This is a genomic window from Sutcliffiella horikoshii (assembly GCF_020524325.1).
GTDB lineage: Bacteria > Bacillota > Bacilli > Bacillales > Bacillaceae_I > Sutcliffiella_A > Sutcliffiella_A horikoshii_D.
Genome location: NZ_JAIVKY010000003.1, coordinates 21292 through 41925, shown reverse-complemented (window position 1 = coordinate 41925; position 20634 = coordinate 21292). Strand labels below are relative to the sequence as shown.

General features: G+C 40.2%; 23 protein-coding genes. 18 read left to right on the top strand and 5 right to left on the bottom strand.

From position 1 onward, the window contains the following. Positions 1–43 precede the first annotated feature (43 nt). Both LC091_RS04305 and LC091_RS04300 read left to right on the top strand, forming a co-directional pair. A complete protein-coding gene (locus LC091_RS04305; protein WP_226680676.1) occupies positions 44–982 on the top strand; it encodes a nuclease-related domain-containing protein in 939 nt (312 codons plus the stop codon). A 67-nt stretch (positions 983–1049) separates the two neighbouring features. After that, complete coding sequence (locus LC091_RS04300; protein WP_226680586.1) at positions 1050–1688, top strand: hypothetical protein; 639 nt, start codon at positions 1050–1052, stop codon at positions 1686–1688. 78 nt (positions 1689–1766) lie between these two features. Here LC091_RS04300 and LC091_RS04295 read toward each other — a convergent pair whose 3' ends face one another. Further along, positions 1767–2255: a hypothetical protein gene (locus LC091_RS04295; protein WP_226680584.1), complete on the bottom strand. Its 489-nt coding sequence runs from the start codon at positions 2253–2255 to the stop codon at positions 1767–1769. Between the two features lie 214 nt (positions 2256–2469). On the opposite strand from LC091_RS04295, the gene LC091_RS04290 reads away from it, so the two are divergent. Together LC091_RS04290 and LC091_RS20330 are read left to right on the top strand one after the other, a co-directional pair. After that, the gene (locus LC091_RS04290; protein WP_010195371.1) at positions 2470–2649 is read left to right on the top strand and encodes a sporulation protein Cse60; all 180 of its coding nucleotides are present in this window, start codon (positions 2470–2472) and stop codon (positions 2647–2649) included. Between the two features lie 158 nt (positions 2650–2807). Next, the gene (locus tag LC091_RS20330) at positions 2808–2930 is read left to right on the top strand and encodes a hypothetical protein (RefSeq protein ID WP_264179224.1); all 123 of its coding nucleotides are present in this window, start codon (positions 2808–2810) and stop codon (positions 2928–2930) included. Here the strand turns inward: LC091_RS20330 and LC091_RS04285 are convergent. Then, positions 2916–4193, bottom strand: a complete 1278-nt coding sequence (locus LC091_RS04285; protein WP_226680675.1) for a BaiN/RdsA family NAD(P)/FAD-dependent oxidoreductase — start codon at positions 4191–4193, stop codon at positions 2916–2918. The genes LC091_RS20330 and LC091_RS04285 overlap by 15 nt on opposite strands. A 128-nt stretch (positions 4194–4321) precedes the next feature. Here LC091_RS04285 and LC091_RS04280 point away from each other — a divergent pair, with 128 nt between their 5' ends. From LC091_RS04280 to LC091_RS04270, 3 genes are all read left to right on the top strand, one after another. Beyond that, positions 4322–4702 carry a hypothetical protein gene (locus tag LC091_RS04280; RefSeq protein ID WP_226680583.1) on the top strand — a complete coding sequence of 127 codons (381 nt, stop codon included), beginning with the start codon at positions 4322–4324 and terminating at the stop codon, positions 4700–4702. Positions 4703–4779: 77 nt separating this feature from the next. Continuing rightward, a complete protein-coding gene (locus LC091_RS04275) occupies positions 4780–6393 on the top strand; it encodes a putative polysaccharide biosynthesis protein (protein ID WP_226680581.1) in 1614 nt (537 codons plus the stop codon). Between the two features lie 51 nt (positions 6394–6444). Continuing rightward, positions 6445–7155, top strand: coding sequence for a pseudouridine synthase (locus tag LC091_RS04270; RefSeq protein WP_226680579.1), 711 nt, complete (start codon positions 6445–6447; stop codon positions 7153–7155). 70 nt (positions 7156–7225) lie between these two features. Here LC091_RS04270 and LC091_RS04265 read toward each other — a convergent pair whose 3' ends face one another. Beyond that, complete coding sequence (locus LC091_RS04265; protein WP_010195377.1) at positions 7226–7447, bottom strand: DeoR family transcriptional regulator; 222 nt, start codon at positions 7445–7447, stop codon at positions 7226–7228. 297 nt (positions 7448–7744) lie between these two features. Here LC091_RS04265 and LC091_RS04260 point away from each other — a divergent pair, with 297 nt between their 5' ends. The 4 genes from LC091_RS04260 (at position 7745) to LC091_RS04245 (ending at position 12301) form a co-directional block, all read left to right on the top strand. After that, on the top strand, positions 7745–8458 hold the full coding sequence (locus LC091_RS04260) for an ABC transporter ATP-binding protein (protein ID WP_226680577.1): 714 nt from the start codon (positions 7745–7747) through the stop codon (positions 8456–8458). Then, positions 8455–9591 carry an ABC transporter permease gene (locus LC091_RS04255; RefSeq protein ID WP_226680575.1) on the top strand — a complete coding sequence of 379 codons (1137 nt, stop codon included), beginning with the start codon at positions 8455–8457 and terminating at the stop codon, positions 9589–9591. The genes LC091_RS04260 and LC091_RS04255 overlap by 4 nt, the downstream gene beginning before the upstream one ends. Positions 9592–9598: 7 nt before the next feature. After that, positions 9599–11014, top strand: a complete 1416-nt coding sequence (gene pepV / locus LC091_RS04250) for a dipeptidase PepV (RefSeq protein ID WP_226680573.1) — start codon at positions 9599–9601, stop codon at positions 11012–11014. Positions 11015–11122: 108 nt separating this feature from the next. Continuing rightward, positions 11123–12301, top strand: coding sequence for an MFS transporter (locus tag LC091_RS04245; RefSeq protein ID WP_226680570.1), 1179 nt, complete (start codon positions 11123–11125; stop codon positions 12299–12301). 307 nt (positions 12302–12608) lie between these two features. On the opposite strand, the gene cysK is transcribed toward LC091_RS04245, so the two are convergent. Next, on the bottom strand, positions 12609–13547 hold the full coding sequence (cysK, locus tag LC091_RS04240) for a cysteine synthase A (protein WP_226680671.1): 939 nt from the start codon (positions 13545–13547) through the stop codon (positions 12609–12611). A 182-nt stretch (positions 13548–13729) separates the two neighbouring features. Here cysK and thpR point away from each other — a divergent pair, with 182 nt between their 5' ends. From thpR to LC091_RS04210, 6 genes are all read left to right on the top strand, one after another. Beyond that, positions 13730–14287 carry an RNA 2',3'-cyclic phosphodiesterase gene (gene thpR, locus LC091_RS04235; RefSeq protein ID WP_226680568.1) on the top strand — a complete coding sequence of 186 codons (558 nt, stop codon included), beginning with the start codon at positions 13730–13732 and terminating at the stop codon, positions 14285–14287. A gap of 24 nt (positions 14288–14311) precedes the next feature. Continuing rightward, positions 14312–14698 (top strand): CidA/LrgA family protein, encoded by a 387-nt coding sequence (locus LC091_RS04230; protein WP_226680566.1) that lies wholly within the window; start codon positions 14312–14314, stop codon positions 14696–14698. Next, positions 14688–15377, top strand: a complete 690-nt coding sequence (locus LC091_RS04225) for an LrgB family protein (RefSeq protein ID WP_226680562.1) — start codon at positions 14688–14690, stop codon at positions 15375–15377. Before LC091_RS04230 ends, LC091_RS04225 begins: the two co-directional genes overlap by 11 nt. A gap of 16 nt (positions 15378–15393) precedes the next feature. Then, positions 15394–16335: an NERD domain-containing protein gene (locus LC091_RS04220; protein WP_226680560.1), complete on the top strand. Its 942-nt coding sequence runs from the start codon at positions 15394–15396 to the stop codon at positions 16333–16335. A 102-nt stretch (positions 16336–16437) separates the two neighbouring features. After that, complete coding sequence (gene pulA / locus LC091_RS04215) at positions 16438–18588, top strand: type I pullulanase (RefSeq protein WP_226680558.1); 2151 nt, start codon at positions 16438–16440, stop codon at positions 18586–18588. Between the two features lie 170 nt (positions 18589–18758). Further along, positions 18759–19559, top strand: coding sequence for a phosphotransferase family protein (locus tag LC091_RS04210; RefSeq protein ID WP_226680669.1), 801 nt, complete (start codon positions 18759–18761; stop codon positions 19557–19559). Here LC091_RS04210 and LC091_RS04205 read toward each other — a convergent pair. Beyond that, the gene (locus tag LC091_RS04205; protein WP_226680556.1) at positions 19554–19832 is read right to left on the bottom strand and encodes a YtzH-like family protein; all 279 of its coding nucleotides are present in this window, start codon (positions 19830–19832) and stop codon (positions 19554–19556) included. The genes LC091_RS04210 and LC091_RS04205 overlap by 6 nt on opposite strands. A gap of 143 nt (positions 19833–19975) precedes the next feature. Between LC091_RS04205 and trmB the strand changes: the two genes are divergently transcribed. Then, the gene (trmB, locus tag LC091_RS04200) at positions 19976–20617 is read left to right on the top strand and encodes a tRNA (guanosine(46)-N7)-methyltransferase TrmB (RefSeq protein ID WP_226680554.1); all 642 of its coding nucleotides are present in this window, start codon (positions 19976–19978) and stop codon (positions 20615–20617) included. The last annotated feature ends 17 nt before the right edge of the window (positions 20618–20634 follow it).

Here is a 20634-nt window from a genome sequence, read left to right as displayed (position 1 = left end):
AAAAGCAAGATGCATCCCCTTAAGAGTGCATATTTTGAGAGGAATGAAAAGGCGAGTTCGACCTAATCATGAAAAAAACCAAGACTTTCTAAATGAATTAGGTAGAAAAGAAGCAGGAATCTACGGTGAACAATCTTTAGACTACTACTTAAAACTTCTCCCAGAAACAGAGCACCCCTACTACATATTCCACGGACTAAGACTACCGTTTAGGGATACCTTCTTTCAAATGGATACCCTCATCTTATTTTCAAATTTCTTTTTAGTATTAGAAGTGAAATTTTTTAAAGGAACTCTCTACTTTGATCCGAAAAACTATCAACTTTTACAAGAAGTAGATGATAATCCACTTAAAGTATATCCAGACCCTATCTTGCAAGCTTCTAATCAATGCTCCAAATTACAGTCATGGCTAAGAACGAGGCAATTGCCTGATGTTCCCTGTGAAAAGCTAGCAGTACTAACTAACCCTAAAGTTATTACGAAAGTCCTTTCCTCTCCTAGCGTAGTTGATAGAAATGTAGTAAAAAGCCCCGCCCTCTCTGCTAAAGTAAATATGCTACTAAAACGACATACCTCCGAGCCACTGGACAAAAAGTTTATAAAAAAGCTAATAAAACAATTACTTAAAGATCATACACAAGATAACTCTTCTCCCATTCTTCAGTATGGGGTTTTGCCTTCAGATATTATAAAAGGTGTATTATGTCCCTGTTGTAGTCCCCATAAAATTATGAAAAGAATTTACGGTACATGGGAGTGCCTTTATTGTGGAGGGAAATATGATGACGCACATAGAGCCGCACTAGTGGATTATGCCCTGTTAATAAGTCCGTTCATCACTATGAGAGAGTTAAAGAAGTATTTAGGAATAGAAAATAGATTGACCATTATCAGACTACTGAAAAACCTTAACATTGAATTTGTAGGAGGAACCAAATCCCGCACCTACAACCTCACCCCACTCCTAACAAAAACTTGAAACAATTCCCAAACTCATCCGTATATTAATACACAGACCATCAGCTAGTAAGGAGGCCACCCCAACCATGGACTACATTGACCAAAACATGTTTCCACTTTTACTTCTTATGATAGGGGTATTACTCATCATGGATGCAGTTACAAGTTACCAACAAAAAGGAGTTTCATCAATTTCCACGGGTAATAGATTTCAAGGAATTCTAATGACAGGGGTCATAACGCTTGGACTTTTGGTGTACACGACTTCTAATAAATATTGGGATATTAACTCACTTTATATCGCCCTAATTCCCATCCTTGTACCATTTATCATGATGATCATGCAAAGAAAAAAAGACGAAATACATATAAAAAAATATGACCCACAAGATGCGATGGATGTTTTAGAGAGAAACCTTGACGACAAAAGATATTCCTTTAAAAAAGATATCAAAGCAAATGAAGATTATATGAGCAGCAACTATATCACGATGTATCATCTAGATGATTCTGATCAAACCATCAAAATAAAGTGGAAGGATCTTGAAACAAGCGGCTTAGAGGTAGAGTTCCAAAACTTCGTTGATAAGGACTTTATAAAGGAAGTAGTCGGGGATCTCCGTGATGAAAGACCACCTATCGCTTTCTTTAAATTCAACAAAATTTCACTGATAATAGCAGCAATTTCCATATACATTGGAAGCATGCAGTTGCTTGGATTTTAAACATAGAAGGAGCCTTGCTAATTTAAAAGCAAAGCTCCTTTCATCTTTCATGAAAAAACCATTTATTTGGGCTACCCGTTATTCTTGCTCAATATGTCTTACAGGAATAGATGAAGTATCCTGCATTACCATCCAATCTTTTTCTGAGTATATGTAGAGTAGTGGCACGGCTTTATCATACTCAGTCTCTTCAATTGTATGCCTAATAAAGCGAAGCGAATAAGTGCGATCCTCGTAATCATTTATCTCAAACACTATGCTGCCGCGAGAGGAACGTTCAGAGTCTAGAGTAATGTTGGAAGAAATCAAGCTACGGTAATCAATATACAAATCATCATATGGATTATCAATAACAAGATAATTTCGCTCATCTCGTAAGGTGTCTTCCAAACGAACCGTTATGTTCAGGTATTCCCCATTATCATCTGCAAAAAAATAAGCATCAAGCTCCTCATTATACTTCTTCGTCTTTTCCCAACTCATACCATGATACGCAAGTGCAATTGCCAAACATAGAATCAACAACCCGCCAACCACCACAGGCTTCCTCCGAACAAACTGAATCAATACAATCACATCCTAACCCATATATCCATTTAATCTCCAACCCTATTATATTCAACGGAAAGAGGAAAAACCCTTTGGGGGTCTGACCCCAAAAGGGTTTTTTTCTGCTCTTTTCCTTCATTTTCACGAAAAGTCAAGTATAAAACCAAAATATTCGACCTATACATAGTAATAAAAAACAAGCTCTATTAACCATGGAAAGTGGGTGTGATGGTTGGTGCAGATCAGGGTGTTTGATGAGGAGCATGAGCGGGACCTTGAGGATGCGGTTAATGATTTTCTTAAAGGGTTGTCAGACAGGGATGTAATCGACATCAAGTATCAGGTCGGGTGTATTAATGACGAAGAAGAACAGATCTATTGCTTCTCTGCAATGGTAATATTTAGAACCTGAAAACATCTTAAAAAGACGTTTATCAGGTTCTTTTTTTGGGGTATAGATAATTATCCGAAACAAATTATAAATAATTGAAACATTTTCGTAACACCATACGTCTAATTAGTAACAGGTCATATAAACAGAAACTAAAAGACAGAAAGGATGTATTCACGATGAACCACCACACACAAAACGAGGTACTTCAAGAAGAAAGTAAATCATTTATCAACGAGTTTGGCATGTATGGAGTAGGACTAGCATTTATAATGTCTTTCGTATTACTAGTAACGACGTAGGCTTGCCGCCTTTTTCCCGGCGTTCAGGCCTGCAAGTCTTCCTGTCACCAAGGCCGAGGTGATATTATAACCACCAGTATATCCATGGATATCAAGTACTTCTCCGCAAAAGTATAATCCGTCTTTCATTTTGGAGGACATCTCTTTCGGGTGAACTTCTTTTACCGAAACGCCTCCTCCTGTTACAAATGCCTTTTCAATGGAAAGGGTGCCGGATACCTCAAAACGGAACTGTTTGCACATTTTCGCAAGTTCCCTTATTTTCTCGTGAGCTAAAGTTGCGCCGATTTCCTGTTCATCGATCCCGCAAACTTCTAACAAAAACAATAAATATCTTTCAGGTACAAGCCCTTTAAGAACATTCTTGATGGCTTTTTTTGGTTCATCCTTCAATGCTTTATTAAGTTGCTGAAATACTTCTTCTTCATTCAAGGAAGGCATAACATCCAAATTCATCGTTACTCTATCCACACCGAATTTCTTCATCGTCTTTACAACATACTGACTGCATCGCAATACTGCAGGACCAGATACACCGAAGTGGGTGAAAATCATATCCATTTGATGCGTTTTTACCACTTTCCCTTTAGGATTTAACACGCTCAGAGCTACATCGCGCAGGGACAGCCCTTGCAATCTTTTCTCGCGGATGAATTTTTCTTGTGAATTCAACGGAACCTCTGTCGGGAATAAATCTGTAATGGTATGTCCAGCTTTACGTGCCCAAGGGTATCCATCCCCGGTGGAGCCGGTATGTGGCACGGATTTCCCGCCAACTGCAATTACCACACAGCTGCATTCCAAAAATTCTCCCGTTTTCAATAATACGCCACGTGTACGCTCCTCATCATATTCCACCGTCTCTACAGAAGTATTGGTCCGCATCTCCACACGCAACTCTTTCATTCTATTCAACAAGGCGTCAACCACACTTTGTGCTTTGTCGGAAACAGGGAACATTCGGCCGTGATCTTCTTCCTTCAACTGTATCCCAAGCTTTTCAAAAAATTTGATGATATCTTCATTATTAAACTCAGAAAATGCACTATATAGGAATCTCCCGTTACCAGGGATATGTTTGATGATTTCGTCTACAGGTAGCCTGTTCGTCACATTACAGCGACCGCCTCCTGAAATGGCAAGCTTCCGCCCAAGTTTGTTTCCTTTATCTATAAGTAATACTCTTGCTTTTTGTTCTGCTGCAGCGATGGAGGCCATAAGCCCTGATGGACCGCCGCCTATAATAATTACATCGTATTTCATTTTTTCACCAACCAACTATATTTTGCTTACATGTTGCCTATTATACCCTCTATTCTCTTGTTGGACAAAAAGAGCAACATTCCGTATGATTTTCAAGTAGATTACAATTTAAAGAAAAGGGGTATCCCATGACATATTCACCAAATCTTTCAGAAGCACACATTCCGTATGACGGTGGCTGGACAGAGGAAAATGGAATCCCCGTCCTGTTGCTCTCGGTCCCGACCCTTCCCATAGAAATGACCACTAATATACATAAGTTTTCTTATACATGGCTTTATGAAAAGGAAATGGAAGCCTATGTTCTTTGTATCCAACTAAACAATCAAGAAGAATTCGGACTTATCTTCAGTCAAAAAGAAGCAGGTGTCCTCTTACTGGATGCGGATGCGTATAGCGAATTTACTGTAGTCATCACAGCAGAGCATATGGAGAATCTGAAAGAGGATACGCCATATCTATCTTTTCCAAAGATTTCACTAACTAGAAGTTTACTGGCGGGATGGTAAAATAGTGCTTCTGCAATAAGAAGTGTGCTAAAATACAAAGGTTAGACAAAAAGTTACAAATAGTAGGTAGGGATTTTATGTCAACATCTAATATATTGAGAGGTACCTTGATTTTGACAGTTGGAACGATGCTGTCACGGGTACTTGGTCTAGTTTATATCTTTCCGTTTCATGCTATGGTTGGTAATGATGGAGGAGCTCTTTATTCGTATGCGTATGTGTTATATTCTGTTTTCTTAAGTATTGCCACACTCGGTGTTCCGCTCGCAGTCTCCAAGTTTGTCGCAAAGTATAATGCTTTAGGAGAGTATAGTGTTGGCAGGAAACTTTTCCGTTCTGGTATTTTGGTCATGAGTATTACAGGAGTTGTTTCGTTTTTAACGTTGTTTCTATTGGCACCATACCTTTCTCCTCTGATCATAGAAGAAGGTAAACATAGTTATGAAGATATTACTTTTGTCGTTAGAATGGTTAGCGTGGCTTTGCTGGTAGTTCCTATCATGAGTTTGATTCGTGGGTTTTTTCAAGGGTATGAATCCATGGGCCCAACGGCAATTTCTCAAGTTGTGGAACAGCTAGTAAGAATTGTTTTCCTATTGGGAAGTCTATATTTCATACTCGAAGTTTTAAAAGGGGATATGACTGTTGCGATTGGCTTTGCAACATTTGCTGCTTTTATTGGGGCCGTTGGAGGTCTTGTCGTATTAGTTTGGTACTGGTTTAGTCGGAAAAAGAATTTGGACTCTATGCTGGAAAAAGACCCGGAGACAGTGGATCTTTCTTATAAAGATATGTATAAGGAACTGATTTCCTATGCCATGCCATTCGTTTTCGTGGGATTGGCCATGCCCCTTTATCAATTAATAGATACATTTTCTTTTAATGATGCAATGGTGTTAGCAGGATTTACTGCAACCTACGCAGACACCGCATTTGGAATTATCAACAACTATGGTCAGAAGTTGATAATGATTCCAATTACTCTTGCAACTGCTTTTGCACTGAGTCTCCTTCCTGCTATAACAAAGTCGTTTACAAATGGTCAGCAACAAAGTTTGCAAAAACAGCTTAGTGTGACTTTGCAAATATTGCTTTTCTTGACTGTACCGGCTTGTATAGGATTATCCCTACTCGGAGGACCAGCATATGCAGCATTCTTTTCCTATGATGAATTAGGTGGGCAATTATTGACTTGGTATGCGCCGACCGCAATACCATTGGCAATTTTCACCGTTACTGCCTCGGTATTGCAAGGAATTAACAAACAGAAATATACGGTTGTAGGACTTGCGATTGGATTGCTATTGAAACTGGTCCTAAATTATCCGCTTATTTTGTTGATGGGTGCGGAAGGTTCTATCATTGCAACGGCAATTGGCTATACAGCCAGTGTTGTGATAAATCTATGGGCTATTAAGAAATTTACTGAATTTGATTACTCCATGGTGCTAAGACGTGGTTTTCTCATGACCATCTTCAACGTCATCATGATTGCTGCAGTACTAGTAGTTCTTCAACTATTAGAAGGCGTTGTCCCTTACAGCGAAGGCCGTCTACAAGCCATTATAGTTGTGGGTGTCAGTGGATTAGTCGGAGCGGGCATCTACTTCTTACTCAGCTACAGAAGTAACCTGTTAATGTATTTGTTCGGAAATCGTTTTTCGTTTTTAAATAGAAAAGAAAGAGAATAGAGGTCTCGTGTCAGAGGGGCCTCTTTCCCTATGAAAGGAGCGGCACGAAATATGAGATTGGATAAAATGCTTGCCAATAGCGGGTTTGGCACGCGAAAAGAAGTGAAAAAGCTTCTGAAAACCGGTGTGGTAAAAGTGGATGGAAATGTAATAAAGGATGCGAAGGTGCATGTGGATCCGGAGGTGCAGGAAGTAACGGTACATGATGATGTCGTGGAGTACCGTGAGTTCATTTATCTGATGATGCACAAGCCTCCTGGACTGTTATCTGCAACAGAAGATCACCGTCAAGAAACGGTGGTTGATATCTTGCAGGAAGAGGATAAAATCTTTGAGCCATTTCCGGTTGGACGATTGGATAAAGATACAGAGGGCTTACTTCTTTTAACAAATGACGGGCAGCTTGCGCACCAATTGCTGTCGCCGAAAAAGCATGTACCGAAAACGTATTATGCCAAAATTGATGGCGAAGTGTCGGAAGAGGATATTGTAGCATTCCGACAAGGTGTCACGCTTGATGATGGTTACGAAACATTGCCTGCTGAGCTGAAAATTCTTGAAGCAGGTCCTGAATCACAAATTGAGATCACCATCGTTGAAGGCAAATTCCATCAGGTGAAAAGGATGTTCCAAGCGGTTGGGAAGACAGTAACTTACTTGAAACGTCTGAGCATGGGAGAACTAAAACTTGATGAAGACCTTGAACTTGGTGAGTACCGGGAACTGACAGATGAAGAATTGGAACTATTGCAGCGAAGATAAAAATGAAGAGCCCCATTCCGAATAAAAGGAATGGGGCTTTATTGTTATCTGATTAATTTTATATGTAGTCTTATGAAGTCAACCTAACTTTTTTCTGCGTAGTAGTCCACTTACCTTTCGTTGGACTTTGAACCAGGTCATTAAATGCCAGCACATTTAAGTCACGTTGGACGGTTCGGGGTGTGATCCCAAATTCATCGACCAACTGCTGTGTGGAGACAGTTCCCTTTTCATGAATAAACATGTAGACGGCTTTAATACGGGTTAGCATACGGTTAGTTGAAGGCTTCAAAAAACCACTCCTTATCCGGTATTTAACATGGTACTACTCGCTAAATTCTTGATGATAGGTGTTAGGTATTAAGTTAGTTTATATTGTACACGATTTTGTGGAAAAAATTCTAGAATAATGATGCAATTTACACAATATTAACATTTAGTCTTGGATGTGTTAAGAGAAAAAGAATAGATTATGAATCTATATACATTATTTTACACTACTCGACAACTTTCTGCTAGTAATTGTTAGAAAAATATGAAACTTTTGACCTAAAGCATCGTATTAGACAGATGAGAGGAGAGAGCCGATATGGAACTACTAACATTACTTTTAGAAAAAGCAGGATATGATGATGATATGTCTGTTGTGCAGAATATTGATTTTACGGTTTCTAAAGGTGAAATGGTAGGATTGATTGGCCCAAACGGTGCTGGTAAAAGTACGACTATCAAGACCTTGCTTGGGTTAAATCCTTTTTTTGAAGGAGAGATATCACTTCCTCCTGATAAATCATATGCCTATATTCCTGAGAAACCAGTATTTTATTATGATATGACGTTATGGGAGCATATAGATTTGATGGCATCTTTACTAGAGATAGATGAAAAGGTGTGGAAAGAACGAGTGGAGGAACTATTGAATTTGTTCAGTCTGGAAGAAGTCATTCATGAGTCTCCGGCTACCTTCTCAAAAGGGATGCAGCAAAAAGCGATGTTGATTTTTGCCATCATGTCTAAGCCTTCTTTATACATTGTGGATGAACCTTTTATTGGGCTTGATCCGATTGCTACTAAGCAGCTTCTAGAGCTTTTTCATCAGGAACAGGCTAGGGGTGTCGGCATCTTGTTGTGTACCCATGTTCTGGATACGGCGGAAAAGATTTGTGACAGGTTCATTCTATTGGCTGACGGGCGCAAGAAAGCAGAAGGGACCCTACATGACATACAATCAAATTGCCAACTTCCACGTGCTTCCCTGCTAGATTGTTTCTACACCTTATCTGCAAGGGAACAGGAAAAATGACGGCATTCCACTTATACAAGGAGCGACTTAAACAAGAGCGTCAGTATCAGTGGAAAAACACCAAAGCTGTTATTGATTGGACGATCTTGGTCTATATTTTCCTTACATTATTATTCGTTGCCGCCATGATTTATGATATGTTTCCGAGTTTCATTGAATTGCTTCAGGAAATGCCATACGGATTAACGCTTTTTGCTATCTATTATCTTGCTTGGACGGGGACCATTCGAGTATTTTATCAACGGGCGGATATGTACTTTTTTATCCACCGAAGAGATTTATTGCTAGGGTTGAAAAAGTGGGGTGTGATAGCGAGCACGGGATTGAATATTATAAAAGCCGTTCTAATTGCTATTCTTACATATTTGTTAATAGAGGCAATCAGTCCGTATAAACTGCCGTTATTGGAATGGATAACGTTTTATCTTGTGCTGTTTCTATTCATTACCATGCTGGGAAAATTGATAGATTTGCATTGGTCAGGGTGGAAGCGGAAGGTTATTACTTTTACATTGTTTCTATTTCTAGGACTACTTGTTTACCTGACGGTTGATCAATATATGTGGATCGTATCGACTGTTCTCCTTCTGCTCGGGTTGATCGTCTTTTTTATCCTTTACTTGCGAACGGAGAGTTTTATGGTGGATATGGCACATAATGAAAAGATCCGGCAAAAATATGTTGGGATGATTTTCTATGCGTCAGAATATGTGCATGTTCCGCGTTCTTCAGAGCGGACCAAGCCTTTATTCTTCAGACGTTCGCAAAGGATAATTGAAGACAGGAGTCCGCACAGTGCCTTGACGGAATTATTCTTTAAATACCTGTTGCGGAATTCCCGTCATATATTTTCGTACTTGCAAATTATCGGTATCACGGTTGCTGTCATGGGGTATCTACCGTTGTGGATGACATTTGGCTTGTTTATGGCGTTTTTCTTTTTTCTAAAAGAATGGTTAAATATAGTATATGATGAATTGGTGGGACATCCCTTTTTGAATATGCATAAGGGAAAGAAGCTGATTCAAGAGCACTATCAAGATCTGGTAACAAGATGGCTGTATTATCCGGCTGTCGGATTGGTCGGTTTTGTGCTTATGATGAATACGCTATTTCATTTTCTAATGAGGTGATGATTAAATGGGAAATATCAATTGGTTAGAAGAAGTGGAGAAAAGAAAAGATACCTTAATAAAAGATACACAGGAATTCTTACAAATTAATAGTGTCTTGAATGAAGAAGAAGCAAGCCCGGAAGCTCCTTTTGGAAAAGGAATAGAAGAGGCACTTCAATTTTTATTACATAAAGGGGAAGCGGATGGCTTTCTTACAAAAAATGTTGACCATTATGCTGGTCATATCGAACACGGCAAAGGAGAAGAACTTGTTGGGATCCTTTGTCATGTGGATGTAGTGCCAGAGGGGGATGGCTGGACAGATGAACCGTTCAGTGCCACCATTCGTGATGGGAAAATCTTTGCACGTGGAGCGATGGATGATAAAGGCCCAACCATGGCGGCTTATTATGCTCTAAAAATAGTCAAAGACCTGGATCTACCTTTATCTAAACGTGTGCGCATCATTATCGGTACAGACGAGGAAAGCAACTGGCAGTGTGTTGACCATTATTTTAAACATGAAGAAATGCCTACAATGGGGTTTGCGCCTGACGCAGATTTTCCGATTATCTATGCGGAAAAAGGAATAGGGGATATCCAACTCCGGCTTAATTTCAAAGAGGAGATGGTATCTTCAAAGAACACTTTGTTGACGTTTGAATCAGGCCGCCGATTGAATATGGTGCCAGATCATGCTAAAGCCTCACTTGAAGTAGCTGAGGGAATGGACACAATCACTCACGCTTTTAATGATTACATTTCAGAAAAAGGAATTGAGGGTGGCTTTACGAAGGAAGGAAGTGCTCTGTTCCTTAACATTAAAGGTGTTTCTGCTCACGCAATGGAACCGGATAATGGTACAAATGCAGGATACCACTTAGCGAACTTCCTCCATTCTGTAGGACTCGATGCAAGTGGCGCATCCTATGTTGGTTTTATTAGTGAAAAGCTGGCATTTGATTCCCGCGGGAAGAAGCTAAACATTAACTTCCATGACGAGGTTACAGAAGACCTCACCATCAACACAGGTGTTTACCGTTATGACCGTGAAGCATCTGTCGGCACTTTAGGGGTAAACATTCGCTTTCCTGTTACATGCGATACAAAGGAAGTGGAAGCGCAGTTGCGTAAAGAGGCAGAGGCGTATTGCTTTGACGTGAATAAATTCAATGTTTCTCCCGCGCATCATGTGCCACAGGATCACGAGCTTATCCAGTCTCTTCAAAAGGTTTATGAGGAACAAACGGGGGAGAAGGCAGAGTTATTGTCCATCGGTGGTGGAACATATGCGAGATCGCTTGAAGCTGGGGTGGCCTTTGGTCCGCTTTTCCCTGGCAGGGAGGATGTAGCGCATCAAAAAGATGAGCATATTTTCATTGAGGATCTCATCAAGGCGACTGCCATCTATGCACAAGCTATCTATGAATTAGCGAAATAACATATTTATCCGAAGTATAAATATGGTAGAATGTAAAGGTTACTTCCCCAAGGGGGCGGTAGCCTTTTACTTTTTCCTTTACTTGACGAGAAGAAAGAAGGATTTATCATGAGTACTGCCTCTATGAAAGACAAAACAACTCGCTATTTTTACAGTTTTTACTTTTTAACATTTTTCAGCTTTGGGGCTCTATTCCCATTGCTGACCGTATATTTAAAAGAAGATGTGGGATTAAGCGGATCACAAATTGGGATGATTATGTCGATTAGTCCTGTTGTAATGATATTCGTGCAGCCTTTGTGGGGAGTCTTTAGTGACTATACCCAAAGACCAAAACAAATTCTCCTCTGGACGCTGTTTCTCACAGCGGTAACAGGGATCGCCTTTTCCTTTATGGAAAGCTATGGAGCACTTCTTGCCGTGGCGTTTCTGTTGGCTGTTACGCAGAGTGCCCTTGTTCCCATTTCAGACAGCATCACCCTTAATTATGTTCAGAGGACAAAAGGGAATTACGGTTCCATCAGATTATGGGGAGCGATAGGTTTTGCAGTCGCCGTCCTCGTGGCAGGGTGGCTTTCTGATTTCTTTTCCTTAAAAGTAATTTTCTTTACTTTTGCGATAGCTTTATTGCTAGGTACGGTGGTATCGAGCTTCCTGCCGAAAGAAAGTCAAGCAATCAGTGTAAATGTTCGGGATGGTATTGGAACGCTCATGAAGTTGCCTAAATTTGTGATGTTCCTTGTGACGACTTTCCTAATTTTCGGTCCGGTTTTTGCTAATAATTTTTATTTTGGATTATTCATAACTGATATCGGTGGAACGGTGACAGGTGTCGGAATAGCCTTCTTGCTCGCTGCCGGAAGTGAGGCGCCATTTATGAGGGTGGCAGGAAAGTGGATCGCCCGCTTTGGACTTCACACAATCATGATTAGTGCTGCTTCGATTGCGATGATACGTTGGGTGCTTTATTTCTTCGAGCCGCCGTTGTATGTGGTATACGCGACGACCATTGCACAAGGATTCTCTGTTGGGCTTTTCATTCCTGCAGCACTCCAGTTTGTTCGGGATATTGCTCCAACCTCTGCTCGTGCTACAGCGGTTTCTTTATACACTGCTGTCGGTAACGGGCTGGGAAGTTGGTTCTGTACGTTCTTTGGCGGCTTTATTGCAGAGTATTATTCCGTTGCACATGTCTATTTGTTCTTCGGCCTCCTTACAATGTGCGGACTCTTCTTCATCATGATGATCAACCAAGCCGAGAAAAAACAACTCGCACAAGCATCATAAGTTTATAAAAATGAGTGGATTGGAGCGGAAGGCACTCGACTCCGGCGGGAGGTAGCGGTAGACTTGAGACCCTACAGGCGAAGACAGACTCTGAAAAACAGAAATATAGAGTGATTTCTAGCTGTGGATTGGAGCAAAAGGCGAAGACTCCTGAGGGAGATAGCGCTAGGTGGAGACCCCACAGGCGTAGCCGAGGAGGCTCCAGCAGCGCCCCTAGGAAGGCGAAGCCATTTGTGGAAAGCCACAGCGGTGTTTAAAAACTCTGTAGCGAAAGACCCTCAGCTACTGCAGCCAAGGGTCTTTTCGTTTATTCATTTTCAAAATCAAAAAGGTCCGTAGACAAATATCTTTCCCCCGTATCGCACGCGATACATACAACAACATCATCAGGAGTTAACCTTTTAGCCACCTCAATCGCAGAATAACAAGCAGCACCTGAAGATGGTCCAACCAATATGCCCTCATGACGAGCAAGCTTACGAGTAGTCTCATATGCATCCTCATCTTTAATCTTGAAAATCTCATCATATACTTCCTGATTCAAGATATCTGGAATGAACCCAGGACTGGTTCCAACAAGCTTATGCTTCCCAGGTTTCCCACCGGAAAGAACAGGTGATCCCGCAGGTTCCACGACATGAACAGTTAATCCTTTATAATGCTTTTTCAACTCTTCTCCTGTCCCAGTAATAGTTCCTCCTGTACCGGCAGTGGCAACGAAAGCGGATAATGGCTTGCCGATTTGTTCCATCCCATTCATGATTTCGAGTGCTGTAGACTTTCTGTGTGCATCGGAGTTGGCGTGGTTTTCAAACTGCATCGGCATAAAACTGTTTGGAATTTCTTTCACCAATTCCTGCGCTTTTTTGATTGCACCTGGCATTTTTTCATCACCTGGTGTTAATACTACCTCTGCACCATATGCTTTTAGTAAATTAATCCGCTCTTTTGACATGGTATCTGGCATGATTAAAATGGCTTTATATCCCCTTGCTGCGGCATTCATCGCCAAACCAATCCCAGTATTACCGCTAGTTGGTTCAATGATGGTTGCTCCAGGTTTGATAAGGCCATCTTTTTCCGCTTGGATAATCATATTAAACGCAGCTCGGTCTTTTACGCTGCCGCTAGGATTTTGGAATTCCAATTTTAGATATACTGTTGCCGCTCCTTCAGGCACAATGCGGTTCAACTTGACAAGTGGAGTATCTCCAATTAAGTCAGCCATATTTGAAACAACTTTCACGACTACGCACAACCTTTCTCTTTCATGACTCTAATAATCCGTATTGTATCATAAAATATTAAAACGGACTAAGCACATGGCTTATGATGGGATTAATATAAAACTAACTATATCGTCTGTTTGGTGCTAAGATAATATGCAAGACAATAGAAGATATCTGGTAAAATAAGAAGGGTGAGAAAATGACAACACAAACTCATTATTTTATTGCTGTACCTCTTCCACAACCGTTAAAGGAAGCGTTTCATTTATATATGAAAGAATTAAAAAGTCACTTTCCGTTTACAAGGTGGGTGCATCCGGATGACCTTCATATCACGCTCGCATTTTTAGGTGATTTGGAAGTAGGTCAAAAAGATAAGTTGACAACTCTGCTCGCTGAAATTACAACAAATCATCAACGTTTTTCGCTCACGTTAAGTGAGCTTGGCACATTTGGGAACCCTCAGTCACCACGGATTTTTTGGTACGGTATTGAAAAATCCATGGGCCTGAATCAGCTTCGAAAGTCGGTATATGACGCATGTGAAATGGTTGGATTGCAGCTCGATTCACGACCATTTCATCCGCATATCACCATAGCAAGGAAGTGGAAGGGACCGGGATCAATTGACCATAGCCTCCTTCCTGCACACAGTTCGCAGAAAGAGACTTTTCGTGTGAACGAAATCATCTTATATGAAACACATCTTAACAGATTGCCAAAATATGAAGAAAAGGAAATTTTTTCATTAGTATAGGAGTAGGATTAGAAAATGAGGGGAATGAAACTATTAATTCAATTAGCAGTATTTTATTTGTTTTATCAAATTGGGGTAGTTTTACAAAATACTTTTGATATCCCGGTTCCAGGTAGCATTATCGGAATGGTTTTGTTGCTTATCCTGCTTTTGACAGGAGTAGTGAAGGAAAGGTATTTGCAAGGGGGAGCGAATGTGTTGCTATTATATCTCCCGTTGTTTTTTGTCCCTGCTACAGTAGGTGTCATGAATCATTTTGGTTTTTTATCAAGAGCGGAAGGGCTAATCATGTTGCTTGCCCTTTTAGTAGGAACCATTATGGTTCTGATAAGTTCAGGGTTGGTTGCTCAAAAAATGGCTGCATCCGTCGATAATAAGACAGAGGCGACGGGAGTGATGGATGATGATTAGTTGGACTGGTTTCTTGTTCATCCTTATCACCTATCTAGTTTTTCTCGCAATGCGGCATGTTTATAATCGATTTCGTATGCCATTATTCAACCCTGTTGCCACTACAACTCTATTAATTATTATCGGTTTGCTTTTGACTGATATATCTTATGATACATATATGCTGGGAGGCTGGTGGATCCAGGAACTTCTCGGCCCTGCGGTTGTCGCGCTTGCATACCCACTTTACCATCAACGTGCAAAAATTCTACGTTATCGGGTTCCGTTAATTGCAGGATTAACTTCTGGAATAGTTGTCGGCATAGTTACTGGATTTATTTATGTAAAGGTGGCGAACCTGCCTTCTATGTACTCCTCTTCGTTTCTTCCAAAGTCTGTGACATCCCCCATTGCAATGGAAATTGCAGGTCTTACCGGTGGAATACCAAGCTTAGCGGCAGCACTTGTAATATTAAGCGGTATCTTCGGTGCACTGTTCGGTCCCAGCTTAATGAGGCTTCTTGGGATAACCCATTACTTAGGGGTAGGAGTAGGACTTGGCAGTGCTGCACATGGGATTGGGACTGCTAAAGCGATGGAATATGGGGAAGAAGAAGCGGCATTCAGTTCCATCAGCATGACCCTTTCCGCCTTACTTTATGCATTGATACTGCCTGTTGCTATTCATTATTTATTATAGAAAAGAGTGACCGCCATTGGCACAATTAATAAAATTACAAGATTATATCACACGTTATGAAGCCGATATATATCGCTATCCTAATCAATATATCAGGTTGAAAAAGCAACAATGGAAGACGTATGAAGAGATGTTGAGAAACCCGGTTGGGACACAAGGTCCTTCCCATATTGCTCAGACGGAAGATACCTCCTCAAAAGACAGTAAACTAATTAGCCTTATGAAGTCTTTCAAGAAAAAGGAACAAGAAGAAGAGTTGTTTACAGGTAAACTTCTTCCCATTGATTCCAAGCTTGATGAAGAGTGGGAACTACCAAGTATAACAGGCAATAAGACACCTGAGGAGAGAAAACAACAATTTCTTGATTCGATTCTTCCACTCCAGCTAAAATGGGCAAGTTCCACCATCCGGGAAATGTCCTATCTGCAGAAGAATTATAAACGTGAAACGTTATTGAAGTACTTTTTGCAAAGGTTTCCAGATACATTTTTTGTCATGTATAAACCTATCTTTCTAGTAAAACAGGCGCCTGTAGAACTTGAAATTATTCTAGTTACCCCAAACGAAATCATGGCTCTTTTTTATATGGAAGAACAAGAAGAGAGTGTGGTTTTAGGAAATAACGAGCGTTTCTGGTCCATCCGTGAGAAGGAAAAGGAAAGAAAAATAGTAAATCCCACAATCAGTTTGAACCGGATGGGGTCCATAATTAAAAATATCCTTCCTCTCTATAATGTAAGCTTGCCTGTTACCAAACTTTTGTTGCATCCAAAAGGATATATTGACATAACAGATGGGCCGACAGATGTACAAGTGGTAGATAAACGTACATATGGAAAATGGTTTGAGAAAATGCGGGCTAATAAACTCCCTTTGAAACATAGTCAGTTAAAAGCGGCCGGGGCTTTGCTTTCTCATTGCCAGTCCACTTATATAGACAGACCAGAATGGCAATAATGGAAAATTGTATGAATATATATGTCAAGCTCAGCACTTTACCTGAATAATATATATAATGGTCTATTGGAAGCGCATTATTGAAGACAGGGAGGGAAATGCATGATTTTCATCAAAAGAGAATTTGACGCCTATTTAGATGAAATGGATAAAATCACTATTCTTTTACCCAGCGGAAGTTATAACGGAGAATCATCTTTCTTTACCCTTACACACCAAGAATCTACCTACCCACTTGAGATTATAGATAGAAAATCACTCCAGAATTCTGTTAAATATATATGTAAAACAAATACGCCGATCACCATCGGTTCCAAATATATGATCCTAGATGAACATGGCCGAAAGACAGATTTACAAATAGGGGCAGTTATTCGCACGGAAGCATTTGATGATGCCTTCTTTTATGAAAAGGATGATCTTGGAGCGCAATACCATAAAGGGGAAACTACCTTTACCCTTTGGGCACCCACAGCATCTGCAGTGAAAATAAAACTGATAGCTCCCAAAAGTAAAGAGGGCATCTTCTATAGCCTCATCCTTGAGGAAAAGGGGATATGGCGAATTACGGTGCAAGGAGATTTAGAAGGTTTTCATTACACCTACCTTGTTTGCGTGAACCTTGTATGGAGGGAAGCGGTCGATCCTTATGCGATTGCCTCTACTTTAAATAGTGAGGCGGCTGTGATTATTGATAAAGAGAGAATAAACATTCCAAAAGTATCCATGCTTCCATTTATGGATGCAACGGATGCCATTATTTACGAGTTGCATGTACGTGACTTTTCCTCTCACCCAAAAAGCGGTATGTTACATAAAGGCAAATATGCCGCTTTTACAGAAGATCAAGTAGAAGAGTCCGATATTGGAATCACAGGCGTTTCTTATCTCCAAAGTCTCGGCGTGACGCATATTGAGTTATTACCACTAAATGATTTTGGTGGAGTGGACGAGGAAGAACCTGACAGGGACTATAACTGGGGCTATAATCCACTTCTTTTCAATGTGCCTGAAGGAAGTTATGCGCTCGATGCGGCTGATCCTTACTCAAGGATTTTGGAACTTAAAAATCTAATTAACAGCTTGCACCATAAAAACCTGAGGGTGATTATGGATGTCGTCTATAATCACGTGTATGTTCGAGAAGACTCCTCTTTTGAAAAAATAGTGCCTGGTTATTACTTTCGTCATGATGAGCATGGTATGCCTTCTAATGGGACTGGAGTAGGAAATGACATCGCCTCTGAACGGAGAATGGTACGTAAGTTTATCCTGGATTCCATACGCTATTGGTTGCAGGAATATGATGTCGATGGTTTTCGGTTTGACTTGATGGGAATATTGGACGTTCAAACAATGAACGCAGTAAAAGAGGAGGTATCCATCATTAAACCAGGAGCGATTATCCTTGGGGAAGGGTGGGAATTAAATACCCCGTTAGCTGCCGATCGTAAGGCAATGATTCTAAATGCAAAGAAGATGCCGGGGATCTCATTCTTTAATGATATGGTTCGTGATTCCATAAAAGGTAGTACGTTTAATTTGTTTGACAGAGGGTTTGCGCTTGGCAATACCCATAAAACAACGTTATTGAAACAATCGCTTGCAGGTAGTGTACAAATCGATCCAACCAATAAAGGACTGTTTCTGGAGCCTACGCAATCGATCAACTATGTTGAATCCCATGATAACCACACCATGTGGGACAAAATGGCAGTCTGCAATAATCATGAAGAGGAAGCAACAAGAATAAAGCGTCATCGCCTTGCCACTTCCGTCGTTCTCTTGTCTCAAGGCATACCGTTTCTTCATGCAGGTCAAGAGTTTTTCCGTACAAAAGGCGGGGAGGAAAACAGCTATAAGTCCCCAGATTCCGTCAATAGTTTGGATTGGGAAAGAAAAAAGCTTTATGCAGAGAATGTGGATTTTGTTAGTGGTCTGATCTCGCTTCGAAAAGCACATAAAGCTTTTCGCTTATCGACAGTTACGGAAATAAAAAAACATGTGCGCTTTCCTTATGAAAAAGGAAGTATGCTCATGTATCATCTTAGTGACGTGAAACAGTATGGAAAGTACAACCATTTCCTAATTGTTTTCCATAACGGGGCGAATACGGAAAACGTATCGCTTCCATTGTCAGGAGAGTGGGAAGTTCTTGTTGAAGGCAGTATAGCAGGAGATTCGCCAATTCGTAAAGTTAACAAAGAAATACAAGTGCCACCTATCTGCACGGTTGTATTGGCACAATATTAATTGTTACACAAGGACTTGATTTAATTGGGAAATAACGATAAAATTTAAAAGATAGCTATTGTGAAATTGTTCAATAGCTGTTTTTTTGCTTAAAAAAGATATGAATATGAAAAATTCTTGTATAGCGCTTGCGCTTTTCTAATATTTGATAATGAAAAGTTGTGTTGAAATTGAAGGTGAAATGGTTGGAACATTTATTAGGTGATGAGTGGAAAATCAGTCCTGCGGGTGGTTTGACGGGAGATGCGTATTTCGCTCAAAATGAAGGGAAAAAGCTCTTCCTTAAAAGAAATTCATCGCCATTTTTGGCTGTTCTTTCAGCAGAGGGGATTGTCCCGAAATTGGTCTGGACAAAACGCCTGGAAAATGGAGATGTTATTACGGCCCAGCATTGGATAAGTGCTAGAGAGCTCAAACCAAACGATATGAATATGGAAAGAGTGGCTCAGCTTCTACACAAGATTCACCACTCCAAAGAGTTGCTAGATATGCTTACTCGATTGGGGAAAGAACCTGTGGAGCCATCAACTATATTGGAAGATATAAAAAATGGCATGGCATTAGATCTCTTTTCTATGGATGTGATTCAAAAATCACTTGATTTTCTGACAAAGGAAATAAAAAATGTCCAATTCAAAGATAAAGTTGTCTGTCATTGTGATTTGAATCATAACAATTGGTTGCTTTCCGATAATCAGGAACTCTTCTTAATTGATTGGGACGGAGCAGTTATAGCAGACCCGGCCATTGACTTATGCATGTTATTATATTGGTATATCCCAGAACAAGAGTGGAATGACTGGCTTTCCACATACGGGATACCATTGACTGACGATTTGCGCCACCGTATGCATTGGTACGTGATAGCGCAGACCATTCTATCCGTACAATGGTATCACCATAAAGATATTGAAAAAGAGAAACAAAACTGGTTGAATTATCTAGAAAGACTTTTACCGGTTGAACTATGAGTATTGGTCGATGCTATCGATCCAATTGGTGAATTTAGATTGATGTAGTTGATTATGATCATGATCATTACTAGAATTGATGCCACCCTGGCTATAGGAATAGATGTCCTGTAGAATGTTTTTTACATTCTGATCAATCTCATTATTGACCATTAATGATTTGATGACTCGCTCCAACTGCTCATATTCAGCAACAGAACCGCAACAATCAATTTGATGATCCGCCAAAATATCCTTTAGAAGATGTATTTGATCATGATAATTTAACGGCATGTGTCAGCACTCCTTTATTTTATATATGTACTAGCCTTTGTTTATTTATCATTCTTATACACGACAAAAGAATCGGTCCATCGCGATCGGTTTTTTTCTGTCATCGACTATAAACAAATAAAACACCGAGGTGACCAAACGACATGAGATTTAGAAACAAACCATGGGCAGCAGATTTTATTGCCGATAATTCTTTTTATGCAATTCCAAATCCTGAAAACCATAAAGGAAAGTGGAGTGAACTTTTTGGTAACGATAACCCAATCCACATTGAAGTGGGAACGGGAAAAGGAACATTTGTTACGGAAATGGCAAAAGCAAATCCGAACATCAATTATATCGGCATAGAATTGTTTGAAAGTGTTATTGTAAAAGCTTTAGAAAAAGCAGTAGCAGCAAATATTCCTAACGTGAAACTGTTGAATGTAAATGCCCAAAAGCTAGCGGAATACTTTGATGCCGGCGAAGTGGACAGAGTTTATTTGAACTTCTCTGATCCGTGGCCGAAAACTCGACATGAAAAGAGAAGATTAACGTACAAAGGGTTCTTGGACCTGTATAAAGAAGTTTTAGTTCCACAAGGTGAAATCCACTTTAAAACAGATAACCGTGGTCTTTTTGAGTATTCGTTGATGAGCTTTTCTGAGTACGGGTTACTGTTAAAGTATGTTAGCCTAGATCTTCATAATAGTGAGTTTGAAGGCAATATTATGACTGAATATGAAGAGAAATTCTCTAGCAAGGGATTCCCTATCTATCGTTGTGAGGTTAAATACCCAGAATAATTGCCGAAGCGTCCTTT

Bases quoted from the DNA above. Each gene is read 5' to 3' on its own strand.
- LC091_RS04305 (WP_226680676.1), top strand. From the start codon at position 44: ATGAAAAGGCGAGTTCGACCTAATCATGAAAAAAACCAAGACTTTCTA.
- LC091_RS04300 (WP_226680586.1), top strand. From the start codon at position 1,050: ATGGACTACATTGACCAAAACATGTTTCCACTTTTACTTCTTATGATA.
- LC091_RS20330 (WP_264179224.1), top strand. From the start codon at position 2,808: ATGAACCACCACACACAAAACGAGGTACTTCAAGAAGAAAGTAAATCA.
- LC091_RS04285 (WP_226680675.1), bottom strand. From the start codon at position 4,193: ATGAAATACGATGTAATTATTATAGGCGGCGGTCCATCAGGGCTTATG.
- LC091_RS04280 (WP_226680583.1), top strand. From the start codon at position 4,322: ATGACATATTCACCAAATCTTTCAGAAGCACACATTCCGTATGACGGT.
- LC091_RS04275 (WP_226680581.1), top strand. From the start codon at position 4,780: ATGTCAACATCTAATATATTGAGAGGTACCTTGATTTTGACAGTTGGA.
- LC091_RS04270 (WP_226680579.1), top strand. From the start codon at position 6,445: ATGAGATTGGATAAAATGCTTGCCAATAGCGGGTTTGGCACGCGAAAA.
- LC091_RS04260 (WP_226680577.1), top strand. From the start codon at position 7,745: ATGGAACTACTAACATTACTTTTAGAAAAAGCAGGATATGATGATGAT.
- LC091_RS04255 (WP_226680575.1), top strand. From the start codon at position 8,455: ATGACGGCATTCCACTTATACAAGGAGCGACTTAAACAAGAGCGTCAG.
- pepV (WP_226680573.1), top strand. From the start codon at position 9,599: ATGGGAAATATCAATTGGTTAGAAGAAGTGGAGAAAAGAAAAGATACC.
- LC091_RS04245 (WP_226680570.1), top strand. From the start codon at position 11,123: ATGAGTACTGCCTCTATGAAAGACAAAACAACTCGCTATTTTTACAGT.
- thpR (WP_226680568.1), top strand. From the start codon at position 13,730: ATGACAACACAAACTCATTATTTTATTGCTGTACCTCTTCCACAACCG.
- LC091_RS04230 (WP_226680566.1), top strand. From the start codon at position 14,312: ATGAAACTATTAATTCAATTAGCAGTATTTTATTTGTTTTATCAAATT.
- LC091_RS04225 (WP_226680562.1), top strand. From the start codon at position 14,688: ATGATGATTAGTTGGACTGGTTTCTTGTTCATCCTTATCACCTATCTA.
- pulA (WP_226680558.1), top strand. From the start codon at position 16,438: ATGATTTTCATCAAAAGAGAATTTGACGCCTATTTAGATGAAATGGAT.
- LC091_RS04205 (WP_226680556.1), bottom strand. From the start codon at position 19,832: ATGCCGTTAAATTATCATGATCAAATACATCTTCTAAAGGATATTTTG.
- trmB (WP_226680554.1), top strand. From the start codon at position 19,976: ATGAGATTTAGAAACAAACCATGGGCAGCAGATTTTATTGCCGATAAT.